Source organism: Flavobacterium gawalongense, from assembly GCF_007097265.1.
GTDB lineage: Bacteria > Bacteroidota > Bacteroidia > Flavobacteriales > Flavobacteriaceae > Flavobacterium > Flavobacterium gawalongense.
In genome coordinates this window covers 16442-31571 of sequence record NZ_VJZP01000029.1, presented here as the reverse complement: position 1 = coordinate 31571, position 15130 = coordinate 16442, and the positions used below count along the sequence as shown (strand labels likewise).

The 15130-nt window shown below is 31.8% G+C and carries 14 protein-coding genes; 5 read left to right on the top strand and 9 right to left on the bottom strand.

The window, feature by feature from the left end:
- Positions 1 to 55: 55 nt before the first annotated feature.
- Positions 56 to 1933, bottom strand: a complete 1878-nt coding sequence (locus FNW38_RS13870) for a glycoside hydrolase family 3 protein (protein WP_185963149.1) — start codon at positions 1931 to 1933, stop codon at positions 56 to 58.
- Between the two features lie 112 nt (positions 1934 to 2045).
- The gene (locus FNW38_RS13865; protein WP_143388367.1) at positions 2046 to 2711 is read right to left on the bottom strand and encodes a spermidine synthase; all 666 of its coding nucleotides are present in this window, start codon (positions 2709 to 2711) and stop codon (positions 2046 to 2048) included.
- A 62-nt stretch (positions 2712 to 2773) separates the two neighbouring features.
- Between FNW38_RS13865 and FNW38_RS13860 the strand changes: the two genes are divergently transcribed.
- On the top strand, positions 2774 to 3325 hold the full coding sequence (locus FNW38_RS13860) for a 1-acyl-sn-glycerol-3-phosphate acyltransferase (RefSeq protein WP_143388368.1): 552 nt from the start codon (positions 2774 to 2776) through the stop codon (positions 3323 to 3325).
- Between the two features lie 77 nt (positions 3326 to 3402).
- Here the strand turns inward: FNW38_RS13860 and FNW38_RS13855 are convergent, their stop codons facing one another.
- Positions 3403 to 3879, bottom strand: coding sequence for a helix-turn-helix domain-containing protein (locus tag FNW38_RS13855; RefSeq protein WP_143388369.1), 477 nt, complete (start codon positions 3877 to 3879; stop codon positions 3403 to 3405).
- Positions 3880 to 4190: 311 nt separating this feature from the next.
- On the opposite strand from FNW38_RS13855, the gene FNW38_RS13850 reads away from it, so the two are divergent.
- From FNW38_RS13850 to FNW38_RS13835, 4 genes are all read left to right on the top strand, one after another.
- The gene (locus FNW38_RS13850; protein ID WP_143388370.1) at positions 4191 to 5345 is read left to right on the top strand and encodes a M14 family metallopeptidase; all 1155 of its coding nucleotides are present in this window, start codon (positions 4191 to 4193) and stop codon (positions 5343 to 5345) included.
- 77 nt (positions 5346 to 5422) lie between these two features.
- A complete protein-coding gene (locus tag FNW38_RS13845; protein WP_035672404.1) occupies positions 5423 to 5902 on the top strand; it encodes an Lrp/AsnC family transcriptional regulator in 480 nt (159 codons plus the stop codon).
- Between the two features lie 96 nt (positions 5903 to 5998).
- Positions 5999 to 8584 (top strand): phosphoenolpyruvate carboxylase, encoded by a 2586-nt coding sequence (locus tag FNW38_RS13840; RefSeq protein ID WP_144064949.1) that lies wholly within the window; start codon positions 5999 to 6001, stop codon positions 8582 to 8584.
- 9 nt (positions 8585 to 8593) lie between these two features.
- Positions 8594 to 9109 carry a DinB family protein gene (locus tag FNW38_RS13835; RefSeq protein WP_143388372.1) on the top strand — a complete coding sequence of 172 codons (516 nt, stop codon included), beginning with the start codon at positions 8594 to 8596 and terminating at the stop codon, positions 9107 to 9109.
- Here FNW38_RS13835 and FNW38_RS13830 read toward each other — a convergent pair.
- From FNW38_RS13830 to FNW38_RS13805, 6 genes are all read right to left on the bottom strand, one after another.
- Positions 9057 to 9587, bottom strand: coding sequence for a DNA-deoxyinosine glycosylase (locus FNW38_RS13830; protein ID WP_143388373.1), 531 nt, complete (start codon positions 9585 to 9587; stop codon positions 9057 to 9059). The two genes, FNW38_RS13835 and FNW38_RS13830, sit on opposite strands and share 53 nt — an antisense overlap.
- A 5-nt stretch (positions 9588 to 9592) precedes the next feature.
- Positions 9593 to 11704 (bottom strand): DNA helicase RecQ, encoded by a 2112-nt coding sequence (recQ, locus tag FNW38_RS13825; protein ID WP_143388374.1) that lies wholly within the window; start codon positions 11702 to 11704, stop codon positions 9593 to 9595.
- Between the two features lie 262 nt (positions 11705 to 11966).
- The gene (locus FNW38_RS13820) at positions 11967 to 12371 is read right to left on the bottom strand and encodes a DNA primase (protein ID WP_143388375.1); all 405 of its coding nucleotides are present in this window, start codon (positions 12369 to 12371) and stop codon (positions 11967 to 11969) included.
- A 9-nt stretch (positions 12372 to 12380) separates the two neighbouring features.
- Positions 12381 to 13352 (bottom strand): deoxyhypusine synthase family protein, encoded by a 972-nt coding sequence (locus tag FNW38_RS13815; protein ID WP_035672419.1) that lies wholly within the window; start codon positions 13350 to 13352, stop codon positions 12381 to 12383.
- A 91-nt stretch (positions 13353 to 13443) separates the two neighbouring features.
- Positions 13444 to 14844 (bottom strand): type III PLP-dependent enzyme domain-containing protein, encoded by a 1401-nt coding sequence (locus FNW38_RS13810; RefSeq protein WP_143388376.1) that lies wholly within the window; start codon positions 14842 to 14844, stop codon positions 13444 to 13446.
- A gap of 52 nt (positions 14845 to 14896) precedes the next feature.
- Positions 14897 to 15076: a hypothetical protein gene (locus FNW38_RS13805; protein ID WP_144064948.1), complete on the bottom strand. Its 180-nt coding sequence runs from the start codon at positions 15074 to 15076 to the stop codon at positions 14897 to 14899.
- Positions 15077 to 15130: the final 54 nt, after the last annotated feature.

The window sequence follows — 15130 nt, the reverse complement described above, 5'->3', positions numbered from 1 at the left end:
CGCCAATTAAGACGAAGCATTTTTCATTAACAACTATAACAACAATTTGTGATTTTTAATAACCCAATCCGAAACCAAAAGGATATAAAGGATCTTTTGAATCGTAAGGAACATCTTCTTTTTGGTTTCTTACCGCTTCCATAGACGAAGGTAATTCAAAAGGTAATTTTCCCTCAGGTTTTGCATTTCCGAAAATGATATCTAATAAAGCCGCATCGGCAGCACCATAATTGGCAAAAACGCCCTTGGCAGCAGCATTAATTTCTGGGAAAACAGCCGGACGATCTAAATAAATATCTACAATCGTTGGAACGGTTTTACAAAGTGTCAAAACCTCTTCCAAATCTTTTCCTTTGAAATCTAAATCACCATGATGAAAGCCTTTAGCAAACGGATTATCAGTATCTAAAGGAATCCAAGGCGTATTCAATCGAATAATCGCAATGTCTGCTTGTTCTGGAAGCGACACTATAGTTCCATATTTAGAAGCAGCTTTTGCATCTACATTTTTTACATAAATTTTTAATTTAGAATCAGCGGCCAACGGGAGTTTGATATCATTTTTTAATAAAGTCATCGAGCGACGTTGCGTGGTTTCTCCTAATTTTCTAAAATCATCACGACCCACAATTTTGGTAGCGCTATCCACATCTATATAAGGATTGTCGAATAAACCCAAAATGAATTTTTGACGCAATAATCTTCTAATGGATTGGTTAATACGGGATTCTTTTATTTGCCCTTCCTTAACTAACTCAACAATATATTGCGGACAATTTTCACCACCAAATTGATCACAACCCGAATCGATTATTTTTTTGACGCGTTGTATTTCACTTAAATTTTCCACACCCCAAGCACGAGCTGGCCACAAAACAGGTCCCATATGAGTATCAGAAACCAATCCCCAATCCGTACAAACTACACCATCGAATTTGTATTTATCACGCAACAACTTAGTAATGATATCTTTATTATACGAAAAACCAACGTTTTCTGAAGTTTGATCCATTGGAACTCCATAATAAGGCATTATGGCCGCAGTTTTTACATCGAAAGCTGCCTCAAAAGGAATCAAATGGTAATCGAAATTTTTACCAGGATACACTTGGCCTTTTTGATATTGAAAATGAGGGTCAAGTCCTTCTTTTTGAGGACCTCCACCTGAGAAATGTTTAGTCATACAAGCAACACTGTTGTGTCCTAATTTGGTTCCTTGGAAACCTAAAATATACGCTTTTATCATGCGTGCAGAAAGGTTGGCATCTTCCCCAAAAGTACCGCTTACACGGGGCCATCGTGGTTCTGTAGCCAAATCAGCCATAGGATGTAAGGCTTCACGGATTCCAACAGCAAGGTATTCCTGACGGGCAATATCACCAAATTGCTGCATTAATTTGGTGTCATTGATTGCTGCAAAACCTAATTGTTCCGGCCATTGTGAGAAACCATTGGCTTCCATGGCAAAAACATTATTGCTAAAATAATGACGCGGATCTGATGCAATAGTTACAGGAATTCCAAGTCGCGTATCCTCGGCAACTTTTTGAATCGCATTATAACCTATCGCCAATTCTTTTACATTTGGTGCTTGCCAATAATTGAAATGGTTCATTTTTTTATCCACAATCAATTCACGTGGGGAAGGAAGTCGGGCTGCCATTCCTGTAGCTCCTTCTTTTTTGTCGATACTTCCGTCTGTATTGATGAGTGTTCCGTTGATAAACATCATTCCGGCTTTCTCTTCGATATTCATTAATGAAATCAAATTATCGATTCTTTTTTCGATAGGAAGTTTTACATTTTCATACGGATCCATTTTTCCATTCTTATTAAGGTCACGGTATTTTGGGGGATCGATAAATGACATTAATGTAAAGCTTGAAAGAAGCGTAATACTTAAAATGGGAATAGTATTGCTAAATTTTCTCATAAAAATAATTGGTTTAGAATTAATAGTGGTTGTTTTTTATCAAATGTGTTAATATGACGTAATGTACATATTTTTTTAATTCAAAACTTATTCCTAATACGATTTAACTATTTCATTCTAATTTTTCAATTATAATCAATTCATTGTGTACTTCGACTCTTGGAATCGTTTTTATTTTGAATCGATTTTCATAAAATTCAGAGACATATTTTTGATTTCTTATGTTTTGGGATTCATTCAAAATCATGGTATTGAAAAGAATAAAACCTCGATTTCTTAAAAGAAAACAGATACGATTAATAAAATAGGTTTCAAATAAAAAATTTGGCATTGTTGTATCTTGAAAAATATCAATAATAATCAAATCGTATTTATTTTTAGTTTTCAAAACAAATTCGAATGCATCTTCAATTACAATATCGAGTTGGGGTATTTTATCTAAGTCAAAATATTTATTTGCTATTCTGATTATATCTGAATCAATTTCAACTCCGGTTATTTTTCCTTTATAATTAATCTCATCGACCAATGTTTTTATAACGCTGCCACCAGCTACTCCCAAAACTAGAATACGTTCCATGGCGGCTATTTTTTCATAGCCAATATTTTTTAATCCTATTCTTAAAATACGTTGCAAACTTCCATAAGAATAATTCGCATTTTCAGAATCTAAAACTAATTCACCATTTGCCCAGGTTACCTCAATCGATTTACTCAATGAAGATTTCGTTTGATAAATTTTTATTGGAATTAGATAACTGAATATTTTTTTAATCATTAGTGACAGTTTTACTCAAAAATAAGATATAAATTATTTATTTTGTACGAAAGAATTGAAGAATGAAGAAACAATTTTATAAATGGATATTTTTCAAGCTTATGGGTTGGAAAATAGTTGGGACGATTGATCCGAATATCAAAAAATGTGTGATGATGGTAATGCCGCATACCAGTGCGCATGATTTTTATTTGGGAATTTTTACTAGAGGAATAACTGGATTAGAAATGAATTGGGGAGGTAAGAAAGAATTGTTCCGTTTTCCTTTTGGATTTTATTTTAGATATATGGGAGGAGAACCTTTGGATCGTACTGGAGGTTTGAATAAAGTAGATTCTATTGCGGCGATTTTTCAAAGAAAAGAAGTTTTTCGTCTGGCCGTTGCTCCTGAGGGAACTCGAAAAAAAGTTGCTGAACTAAAAACAGGATTTTATTATATTGCTTTGAAAGTAAATGTTCCCATAATTCCTGTCGCTTTTGATTTTGGACAAAAAGAAGTGAATTTGGGAACTCCATTAATGCCTTCAGGAAATATAGAAGCCGACATGACTATTTTGAAAAAACACTATATAGGAGTAGAAGGTAAAATTCCGGAAAAAGGATATAAAGAATAAATCCAGTCTTTTTGATTGTTCGAAGAAAATTTCAAAACTGTTTTCAGTTTTAAAAACAACACAAAGCGGTTTAAAAATTAATCAGGTGTGTACACCTTAAAAGTTCCATTTTTGTAAAAGAATACAATTTTTTCTATTTCACCCGAAGTAGATTCTTTTACGATATGTTGACTTTCCATTTTTTTAGTTTCCAATGCATTTATCGGATTTGTATTTTTTATTTCTGAGAATAAATTTTCAGGAATAATTTTGTTGTTTAATGGAGTAGGGATATTTTGCTTTACAACCTCTTCAAATATATTTTCTTTTTTATCGATGTGTTCCGTATTTTTTGGAAATGTTCCTTTTCCATTCAAAATCCAATACAAATCAATATCAGGAAAAACGTCTAAAATTTTAAGGATAAAATCCAGACTTGGTTTGTTTCTTCCTGAAAGTAGGTGAGACAAACTCGAACGCTGAACGCCAATTTTATCTGCAAAAGAAGAAGCATTCAGACCGTAATAATCCAGTATAATTTCTAATCTTTTAATAAAATCTTCTATGTTTACCATTGTAAATTCGGATTAAAAATAATCTATTTACAAATGTAACTAAATTAAGTGAAAGCACCAAAATTACAAGTGGAAATAGTCTTTATTTTAATAATTTAATTAAAGTTTTATTACAAGTAAACATATTTAATTTACTGATAAACAATAATATATTTTATATATACTTTAATAGTAACATTTGTCAATTATGATAAGTTTGTTTGGTGTAGTAGAAGGAGGCAAAGTGTTTACAGCATTGAAATAATTAAAAACATTTTTGTTTACAAATGTAAATGCAAAGATGTTTACTTTTGTAAATCAAATAAAGTAGCATGAATTTAGAAGAATTATTTAATCAATATAAAGAAGAATCTATCCAAGGTCGCTATATCACTTTGGATTCCATTGAACCTTTGTTGCAAAAAATAAACACCAATAATCAACTGAAAATTATTGGAAAATCAGTCCTTGGAAAACCTGTTTATTCGTACCAAATTGGGGAAGGTGAAACTAAAATTTTTCTTTGGTCTCAGATGCATGGAAATGAAAGTACTACTACAAAAGCCCTTTTTGACTTCTTAAATGTACTTAATAGTGGTTCGGATTTAGCGAAGCAATTGCTTAGAAACTTCACTTTTTGCAGTATTCCGATGTTAAATCCTGACGGAGCAACTTTATATACGCGTGAAAATGCTAATAAAGTCGATTTGAATCGAGACTCTCAGAACCTTTCACAACCTGAAAGCAAGATATTAAGAGAAACTTTCGAATCTTTTAAGCCTGATTATTGCTTTAATCTTCATGATCAGCGTACTATATTTGGAGTTAGTGATACAGGAAAACCTGCAACATTGTCCTTTTTGGCGCCTTCTTATAATGAAGAAAGGGAGATAAACGAATCGAGATTAAAAGCGATTAATTTGATTGCGGGCATAAATGAAGTATTACAGCAGTATTTACCAAATCAAATAGGACGTTTTGATGATTCTTTCAATATAAATTGTATTGGAGATACGTTTCAGTCATTAGGAGTTTCAACTTTATTGTTTGAAGCAGGACATTTTGCAAATGATTATGATAGGGAAGAAACAAGAAAATTTGTTTTCATGGCGCTAGTTTCCAGTTTTACGACACTTTGCGAAAACGTTATAGTTGGCAACGGAATTAATAAATATTTGAATATTCCTCAAAATAAAGTCGTTTTTTATGATTTAATGTATAAAAACATCAAAATAAATTATGATGGTATCGAAATAATCACCAATTTTGCAGCACAATACAAAGAAGAGTTAATTGAAAATCAGATTTGCTTTAATGCTTATATTTCACAAATTGGCGAATTAGAAAATCATTTTGGTCATTATGTGTATGATGCTAAAGGAGCGTTATATAAAGATGACTATGATAATTTTCCGAAATTAAATCAAAAAGCTGATTTTTACTTAGATAATAACATAAAATTTGTTAACGGAATGATAAAAATATAATATTTATGTCGTTTTATTAATTTTTATGTATATTTTTATACTTTGTAATAGCAATTATTAATATTAATTAAAGAAATATGAGTAAGTTTCGTTTAGATGAAGTAGATCACCAGATATTAGATATGTTGATAGACAACACAAGAGTTCCATTTACAGATATAGCAAAAAAATTGTTGATTTCTGCAGGAACGGTGCATGTTAGAGTAAAAAAAATGGAAGATGCAGGAATTATAATGGGATCCTCATTAGTTCTTGATTATGACAAATTAGGGTATTCTTTTATTGCATATGTAGGTGTTTTTCTTAACAATACGTCTCAAACAAAATTTGTTTTAGAGCGTATTAATGAAATTCCTTATGTAACAGTTGCGTCTGTAACAACAGGTAAATTTAATATTTTCTGTAAAATCAGGGCTAAAGATACGAAACATGCTAAGGATGTTATCTTTATGATTGATGATATAGAAGGTGTTTACAGAACAGAAACTATGATTTCACTTGAAGAAAGTATAAATGATAAGAAGCGCCTAATGCATACTATTTTTAAAAATATGTAATTAATCTTGAACGCTATATTCTAAAATATAACCTCAAGTTTATTCTTGGGGTTTTTTTATGACAAATTAACTAACTAAATCAACTATAACTGAATTATGTACACGCTGCCTAAAATAGAACGTTTCAATCAAGATGTTCTTTCAAAATATTACATTTATAATAGTGTTTTTATTACATTACCATTTGATTCTATAGATAATACAGGTGTTTTACTTCCTTTGTTTACAGATGTTTGTGATACGGGTTTTAAAAAACAAGAAACGCCTAAAGAAATAGTCGATTTTTTCGCTAAAAGATATTTACATAGCGCTTCAGAAACAGAAAAAATTGATTTAATGTTTCGTTTTATTCAATATATCGAACGCCAAATTGTATTGTTTGACGCTATTGAAGACGCTGCTTTTCCAGTAGTGAACAATATGGAAGGAAGGGGATCGTTAAGAGATATAAAAGAAAAATCAGAAGCGAAAGATAAGGAAGAGGAGTTGATTAATTTCTTGGAAAATTTTAATGTAAGAACGGTTTTAACGGCTCATCCTACACAGTTTTATCCTGGAGCAGTGTTGGGAATTATCAATGATTTGACTGAGGCAATTCGTAAAAATAACTTGCTTGATATCAAACAATTATTGGCGCAATTGGGTAAAACTCCATTTATTCAAAATGAAAAACCAAATCCTTTTGATGAAGCAGTAAGTTTGATTTGGTATCTTGAGAATGTGTTTTATAAAACTTCGGGAGATATGGTTCATTATCTTCAGAAGAATATTTTTAATGGAAATTCAATTAAAAATCCATTAATTAAACTTGGATTTTGGCCAGGTGGAGACCGAGATGGAAATCCATTTGTAACTACAGAGATTACTTTGAAAGTTGCAGAGCGTTTGAGAACTTCTATATTGAAATGTTATTACGTAGAAATGAGAAATTTAAAACGTAAGTTAACATTCCCAGGTGTAGATGTTTTAGTTTCTGAACTTGAATACAAGCTTTATCGTTCTGTTTTTTATTCACGAGGGGAGATTTTTATCACTTTGGATGAATTTAAGTCACAGTTAAAAAAAATCAAACAGATAATTATAGATCAGCATCAATCATTATATCTTGATGAGTTGGACTCCCTTTTAATTAAAGTGAATTTATTTGGTTTTCATTTTGCCTCTTTGGATATTCGTCAAAATAGTAAAATTCACGATGCTGTATTTAATGACGTTGTAGCATTTTATTTGAATTCAAATCCTGATGTTTTTCCTGAGAATTATTTTGAATTATCAGAAGAAGAGAAATTTGCAGTTCTTTCTAATGTTAATGGAGATCTAAATCCTAATGTATTTAATGATGAAATGACTAAATCTACTATTGAATCAATTCAGGCTATAAAAACAATCCAAGAGAAGAATGGAGAATTTGGTGCAAACCGTTATATCATCAGTAATAATGAAAGCGCACTTAATGTGATGGAAACTTTTGCATTATTCCGTTTGAGTAACTGGGAAAATCCATCGGTTGATATTATTCCGCTTTTTGAATCCGTTGATGATTTGCAAAATGCGCATGCTATCATGGAGAAATTATATATGAACCCAGCTTATGCAAAACACTTAACCAATAGAAATAATAAGCAAACAATCATGCTTGGCTTTTCTGACGGTACAAAAGATGGGGGTTATTTAATGGCAAACTGGAGTATTTATAAAGCTAAGGAAGAGTTAACTGCAATCTCCAGAAAATATGGTATAAAAGCAATTTTCTTTGATGGTCGTGGCGGACCTCCTGCTCGTGGTGGTGGAAAAACACATAAGTTCTATGCTTCATTGGGTCCGAATATTGAAAATAATGAAATTCAGGTTACAGTACAAGGTCAAACGATAAGCTCTAATTTCGGAACTTTAGATTCTTGTCGTTATAATTTGGAGAATTTATTAAGTGCTGGTGTAACCAATCAGGTTTTTAGTAAAGGCCAAAATGAATTGTCAACTAACGAAAAAGACATTTTAGATCAATTAGCAGAGTTAGGATATGAAAAGTATTTAAGCTTTAAAAATCATCCTAAATTCATTCCTTATTTGGAACAAATGAGTACTTTGAAATATTACGCTAAAACTAATATTGGAAGCCGACCATCAAAAAGAAGTAAATCTGAAAGTTTAGATTTTGCAGATTTGAGAGCGATTCCTTTTGTAGGTTCTTGGAGTCAGTTAAAACAAAATGTACCAGGATTTTTTGGGGTAGGATCTGCTTTGAAACATTTTGAAGATACGGATCAATGGAATAAAGTTCAGGATTTATATGACAACTCTTTGTTCTTTAAAACCTTATTAGAAAACAGTATGATGTCATTGGCAAAATCTTTTTTCCCATTAACTGCTTACATGAAAAAAGATCCTGATTTTGGTGCTTTTTGGCAAATAATTTACGATGAATTTTTAGAAACAAAACGTTTGCTTTTGAAAATTGCAGGGCATGAAGAATTAATGGAGAATTATCCTGATGGTAAAGCATCCATACAAATAAGAGAACGTATTGTATTGCCATTGTTAACGATACAGCAATATGCTTTATTGAGAATTAATGAAATTAATAAAGAAAAAAATCCAGATCTAAGCTTGATTAAAGTTTACGAAAAAATTGTAACCCGTTCTCTTTTTGGAAACACAAACGCAAGTAGAAATTCAGCTTAATTGTAAAAAATGAAAACAGATCAATTGCCTGTAAGTGAATATTCTGAATTTAACGCAACTTATATTAAAGCTGCCGGAAATGTTGAAATGATTGATGAATTGGAAATTTGTCTTCACGATTTTATTCGTTTTGTGCAAAATATTCCCATGGATAAATTTGATTACAGGTACGCCGAAGGGAAGTGGACAATCAAGGACATTATTCAACACATGATTGATACGGAACGGATTTTTGCTTATCGTGCGTTGCGAATTTCCAGAAATGACAAAACACCATTACCTGGTTTTGAAGAAAACGATTATGTAGATAACACGAATGCAAACAATAGAAATATTAAGGACTTATTAGCTGAATTATCAGCAGTTAGACATTCTAATTTATTTCTTTTTAAAAGTTTTTCAGAGGAACAATTAAGGAGAATCGGAACTGCTTCTAATACGTCTATTTCAGTTCGTGCAATAGGTTTTATTATTATTGGTCATCAAAAACACCATCAAAAGGTTTTCCAAGAAAGGTATTTATAGGGTACTCAAAACAAGTGGACCAGATTTTCAACTTGTTTTCAAAAGACATTGTATTAGCAGGACTAGTTGAAGGCATCACATGATACGTGATGCCTTTTATTTGCCCGAATTTTTTTAGAAAGTATTTATGACTTTCTTTTCCGTTAAAGATGATTTTAGTGATTGCCGGAAATTCTTTGAACAATGTTTCAAAATCATTTTCTTTTTGATTTTTGATATGAATATCCAGACTCCCTTTTCTTTCACAATTTTCTAAAACATCCCATATTCCAATTTTATTGGCTTGCAATAATTGTATTTTTTCTTCAAAAATTTCTGATATTGGCAGATTATCTAACAGTGTATACATTATTTTCCAGAAATGATTTCTTTTGTGCGCATAATATTCCTGTTTTTCCAAAGAAGCTATGCCAGGCATCGTTCCTAAAATCAAAATTTCAGTTTTAGAATTTACAAAAGGAGCAAATGATTGTATCATAATTTTTAAAGTGCCGTTTTTTCTTTTTCTAGTATAGCCAATGCCAATCGGATTTTTCCGTAATCTATTTTTTCTTCAAAATAATCAAAATACGGTTTCAAGACATTTGGAGATTCCAGTTTTATTTGTGCTTCAGCAATTTGAGATACTTCTTCTTTTGATATAAGCGGATTTAAATCAATAGCAGCTCCGTCAACATATAATTTGGCTAAATGTGACATAATCGTACTTAAACCTAATTTTCGCTCTTGAGAAATTTCTTCAACTGATAATCCATTTTGGTACAATTCTAATGTCTCTTTATAAGTTGTGGCTTCTTTCTTTTTTTTTACAACTTTGGACTTTTGAAAATCAATGATAGCTTTTATAAATATATCGCCATATTTTTCCAATTTTGCTTTCCCTACGCCATCAATAGCAAGTAATTCCTGGTCGCTCATTGGTCTTTCGGTTTCCATTTGGCGTAAAGCCGCATCACTAAAAATGACATAGGCAGGAACGGATTCTTCTTTAGAGATTTCGTAACGCAGTTTTCGTAACGTTTCAAAAAGTGAATTCGCATTAGATTTGCTTTTCACTTCTTTGACTTCTTGTTTGTCAATATTGATTTTTTGAACTATAGTCAATTGTACTTTTTCTCCTTCAAACAAGACTTTTTTTGCAAGGGTAGTCAGTCTAATTTTGTTTTGTTGATGAAAAGCAATTTCGCAATACCCCAAATTGATGAGTTGGATTAAATATTGGTTCCAATCAAACCAAGAAAGATCAATGCCGACGCCATAAGTTTTTAGATTTTGATATTCTTTTTCGTAAATATAGGTGTTTTTTGAACCACGCAAGAAGTCAATGATTACGGGTAATGGTTCCGTTTCCTGCAAACGAATAATCGCTGACAATGCTTTTTGAGCAATTACCGTACCGTCGAAAAAAGACGGCGGGTTTTTGCAAATATCACAATTTCCACAGTTCTCCGTAACTAATTCTCCAAAATACGAAAGCAATATTTTCCTGCGACAACTTAAGGCATCTGCATATTGTTTCATTCTTTCTAGTTTTGCCAATTGTACTTCGGCATTCAAACCCTGTGAGGCAAATTTTTGCAATTGAATGACGTCACCGTAGCTTTCAAACAATACCGTTTCAGATGGTAATCCATCGCGACCGGCACGACCAATTTCTTGATAATAGCCTTCTATGTTTTTTGGTAAATTATAATGAATCACCCAACGAACATTTGATTTGTCAATTCCCATTCCAAAAGCTATTGTGGCGCAAACTACTTGGCAATCGTCATTGATGAACTCGTCTTGGGTTTTTGAACGAATCTTGTTGTCTAAACCAGCGTGATAGGCTTTAGCATTAATGCCAATTTTTTGTAATTTTTCAGCGAGCTCTTCAGTCGTTTTTCTGCTTAAGCAATACACTATTCCTGATTCGTTTGGTTTTTCTTGAATGAAATCGATAATCTGTTTTACTCGATCTAAAGCAGGACGAACCTCTAAACTTAGGTTTTTTCTATCAAAAGAAGCTACGAATATTTTAGGATTTATTAGATTTAATTGTCCACTAATATCCTTACGGGTAGCTTTATCAGCAGTCGCAGTTAAAGCTAAGATTGGAGTAGAAGGGAGGCGATTTTTTAGATAACCCAAGTTAGTGTAAGCAGGACGAAAATCGTGTCCCCAGGCCGAAATGCAGTGGGCTTCGTCAATAGCAATAAGGCTTATGGTTAAACTATTGAAAATAGTATCAAGATATGATAAGCTTTCCGGAGCAATATAAACTAATTTTATAATGTTCGCTTTTAAGCTTTCAATATAAAATTGACGTTCGCCTTCGGTTTGGCTGCTATTTATAAAACAAGCTTGAATACCGTTCGCTTTCAAACTATCCACTTGGTCTTTCATTAAAGCAATTAGTGGGGAAATTACGATTGTTATTCCTGGTAGAATCAATGCAGGTAATTGAAAACAAATTGATTTTCCACCGCCTGTTGGCATAATAGCCAAAGTATCTTGACCGGAAAGTACACCATTTATTATGTCTTCCTGATTGGGTCTGAATTTTTCAAAACCAAAGTTTTCCTTGAGTTTGGTATGTAAAATTTGTTGCGTCATTTTGGCGTATATTTTGAATTCTAAATTAACAAAAAAAGGAACTCGTTTGGGGAGGGCACTGAAAAAGTATCTCTTTTTAGTAATTAGACATTTTAAGGCGATTAAGGAAAATTCGAGTTTTGCTTAAGTACTTCATTTTCAGGATAAAAAAAAGAGTAGAAAATCTTATTTTTCTACTCTTTTAATGAAATCTAATTCTTTAAGGGCTTTTTCAGTGCCCTCCGTTTGGGAGTTCCTTTTTTATTTTTATCGAAAAGTTAAATTAATCTTCGTCATCTTCGTCCGATATATCTTTATCTTCAATATCATCATCGTCATCGTCTCCATCATCTCCTGTATCAGAATCTGGCTTGTCTAGATTGTCATCGTCATCATCATCATCGACTGAATCATCATCATCATCAAGCTCTAGACCGCTAATTGGTTCTACAACTGCATCTATATCATCATCTTCGTCGTAATTTTCAATTCTATCAGCCAATTTTGTACTGACTTTTACTAAATAAATAGTGTCTTCAGTCCGTACTTCAACAGCTTCTATTAATTCGTTTTTAGCATTTCTAAAGCGGATAATGTCTGAATCATCATATCCGTCAGGAAATTTTTCTACCAAAAGGTTTAAAATTTCATTTGTAAGTTTTGCGTAATCAACTATTACTCTTTTCATAAAGTTATTCTATAAATCTAATAAATAAGCGAAAATTAAAGGTGCCACAATCGTAGCATCGGACTCAATAATAAACTTTGGAGTTTTTATATCTAATTTGCCCCAAGTAATTTTTTCATTCGGTACCGCTCCAGAATAAGAACCATAACTGGTTGTCGAATCTGAAATCTGACAAAAATAACTCCAAAACGGAATGTCATGCATTTCCATATCTTGGTATAACATTGGGACAACACATATTGGAAAATCTCCTGCAATTCCTCCACCAATTTGGAAAAAGCCTACACCATTGGTACTGTTTTTTGGGTACCAATCAGATAAGAAAACCATATATTCTATACCTGATTTCATTGTAGATGCTTTTAATTCACCTTTAATAACATACGATGCAAATATATTTCCCATGGTACTGTCTTCCCATCCTGGAACAATAATAGGTAAATTTTTCTCGGCAGCTGCATACATCCAACTGTCTTTTAAGTCAATTTCATAATATTCTTCAAGAACACCTGAAAGTAACATTTTGTACATAAATTCATGCGGAAAATATCTTTCGCCTTTATCATCGGCATCTTTCCAAATTTTGTAAATATGTTTTTGCAAACGACGAAATGCTTCGTGTTCCGGAATACAAGTATCGGTAACTCGGTTTAAACCTCTTTCTAATAAATCCCACTCATCCTGAGGAGTCAAATCTCTATAATTTGGAACTCTTTCATAATGAGAATGGGCTACCAAATTCATAATGTCTTCTTCAAGATTTGCACCTGTACAGGAAATAATTTGAACTTTGTCCTGGCGAATTATTTCAGCAAAAATCTTTCCAATCTCCGCTGTACTCATAGCACCGGCCATGCTCACCATCATTTTTGCACCGTTGGCTAATTGTTGTTCGTATGCCTTAGCCGCGTCAACTAAAGATGCAGAGTTGAAATGCAGGTAATGCTTCTCAATAAACTGACTGATTGGTCCTTTGCTCATTTTTTTAAATTTAAAGATTTAAAAATCGAAACATTGAATTTGTATTTCAAATTTAACGAATTTTTAAATTGACTAATTGTATAATTAAGATTTATTTTTTGTCGTAACCTAATATTTTTAAAACATCATCAGAGGTTTGTTGTTCTGAGAAAACCTCAGTTGCCAAAATTCCATTTTCATCTCTATCTATCAGTATGTGTTTGGGTTGAGGAATTAAGCAGTGGTGTAAACCTCCATATCCGCCTATAGTTTCTTGATACGCTCCGGTATTAAAAAAACCTATATATAATGGTTTTTCTTTGTTGTATTTTGGCAAATATATAGCATTCATATTTTGCTCAGAATTATAATAATCATCGCTATCACAAGTCATTCCGCCTAACAAAACCCTTTCGTAAGTTTCATTCCAACGATTTACTGCTAGCATGATAAACCGTTTATTAATAGCCCATGTATCCGGTAAAGTTGTAATAAAAGAGGAATCAATCATATTCCATTTTTCTCTGTCATTTTGTTGCTTTTGGTACAAAATCTGATAAATTGCTCCACCACTTTCTCCAACCGTAAAGGAACCAAATTCTGTAAAAATATTTGGAACATCAACTTCTGCTTCGTCGCAGGCAATTTTTATTTGATTGATAATTTCATCAATCATGTACTGGTAATCATATTCAAATGCCAATGAGTTTTTGATTGGAAAACCACCACCAATATTTAATCCATCTAATGTAGGACATTCTTTTTTTAATGCAACATAAACTTTGATACATTTTACTAATTCATTCCAGTAGTATGCATTGTCATTGATTCCTGTATTGATAAAAAAGTGCAACATTTTAAGTTCCAATTTTTTATTTTCTTTGATTTCTTTTTTATAAAAAGGAACGATGTTTTTGTATCCAATTCCTAATCTTGAAGTATAAAACTCAAATTTAGGTTCTTCTTCGGCAGCAATACGAATTCCAATTTTGAATTTTCCTTTTATCTGACCTTGAAGTAAATCTAGTTCTTCGTAGTTATCAATAATTGGAATAGCATTTTTATGTCCGTTGTTTACTAACCGAGCTATGTTTTCAATGTATTGATCTCTTTTAAAACCATTGCAAATGATATAAGTACTTTTATTGATTTTTCCATTTGCTAATAAATTTTCAACAATATTAATGTCAAAAGCGGATGAAGTTTCAATGTGAATGTTGTTCTTAAAAGCTTCATTCATAACAAATTCAAAATGAGAGCTTTTTGTGCAATAACAATAATAATACTTAGCCTCATATTTATTTTTCTCCATCGATTTACGAAACCAGCTTTTGGCTTTGTTAATGTTATTGGAAATTTGAGGTAAATAAGTAAATTTTAATGGAGTGCCATATTTCTCTACTAGTTTCATTAAATCAATATTGTGAAACTGAAGATTATCTTTGTTTAAAGTAAACTCTTCTTGTGGAAAGTAATAGGTTTGATTTATTAAATCAGAATATTTTGTATTCATTTAGTTTTCAGGATTTTAGATTAAATATACGTAAAAATAATTAACCTAAAATTCAAACTCTGATATTTGCATAAATAATTTGAAGCTTTTCTTGATCGGCTTTCAAATACTGAAAAACATCAAAACTAAAGTTTCCTTTGATAGAATAAAAACGTTTCAATATTCTTAAAAAAGACATATTGTTTTGGTTTTTCTTAGAACTATAATTTCTCTTGTTTTGACTTTTTTTCATCGAAGCAAATGTAAAAAATATTATATACGTAATGCAATCCTTTTTATAAAAAAT

Excerpts from the sequence above, each read along its gene's own strand:
- FNW38_RS13870 (WP_185963149.1), bottom strand. The coding sequence starts at position 1,933 with ATGAGAAAATTTAGCAATACTATTCCCATTTTAAGTATTACGCTTCTT.
- FNW38_RS13865 (WP_143388367.1), bottom strand. The coding sequence starts at position 2,711 with ATGATTAAAAAAATATTCAGTTATCTAATTCCAATAAAAATTTATCAA.
- FNW38_RS13860 (WP_143388368.1), top strand. The coding sequence starts at position 2,774 with ATGAAGAAACAATTTTATAAATGGATATTTTTCAAGCTTATGGGTTGG.
- FNW38_RS13855 (WP_143388369.1), bottom strand. The coding sequence starts at position 3,879 with ATGGTAAACATAGAAGATTTTATTAAAAGATTAGAAATTATACTGGAT.
- FNW38_RS13850 (WP_143388370.1), top strand. The coding sequence starts at position 4,191 with ATGAATTTAGAAGAATTATTTAATCAATATAAAGAAGAATCTATCCAA.
- FNW38_RS13845 (WP_035672404.1), top strand. The coding sequence starts at position 5,423 with ATGAGTAAGTTTCGTTTAGATGAAGTAGATCACCAGATATTAGATATG.
- FNW38_RS13840 (WP_144064949.1), top strand. The coding sequence starts at position 5,999 with ATGTACACGCTGCCTAAAATAGAACGTTTCAATCAAGATGTTCTTTCA.
- FNW38_RS13835 (WP_143388372.1), top strand. The coding sequence starts at position 8,594 with ATGAAAACAGATCAATTGCCTGTAAGTGAATATTCTGAATTTAACGCA.
- FNW38_RS13830 (WP_143388373.1), bottom strand. The coding sequence starts at position 9,587 with ATGATACAATCATTTGCTCCTTTTGTAAATTCTAAAACTGAAATTTTG.
- recQ (WP_143388374.1), bottom strand. The coding sequence starts at position 11,704 with ATGACGCAACAAATTTTACATACCAAACTCAAGGAAAACTTTGGTTTT.
- FNW38_RS13820 (WP_143388375.1), bottom strand. The coding sequence starts at position 12,371 with ATGAAAAGAGTAATAGTTGATTACGCAAAACTTACAAATGAAATTTTA.
- FNW38_RS13815 (WP_035672419.1), bottom strand. The coding sequence starts at position 13,352 with ATGAGCAAAGGACCAATCAGTCAGTTTATTGAGAAGCATTACCTGCAT.
- FNW38_RS13810 (WP_143388376.1), bottom strand. The coding sequence starts at position 14,844 with ATGAATACAAAATATTCTGATTTAATAAATCAAACCTATTACTTTCCA.
- FNW38_RS13805 (WP_144064948.1), bottom strand. The coding sequence starts at position 15,076 with ATGAAAAAAAGTCAAAACAAGAGAAATTATAGTTCTAAGAAAAACCAA.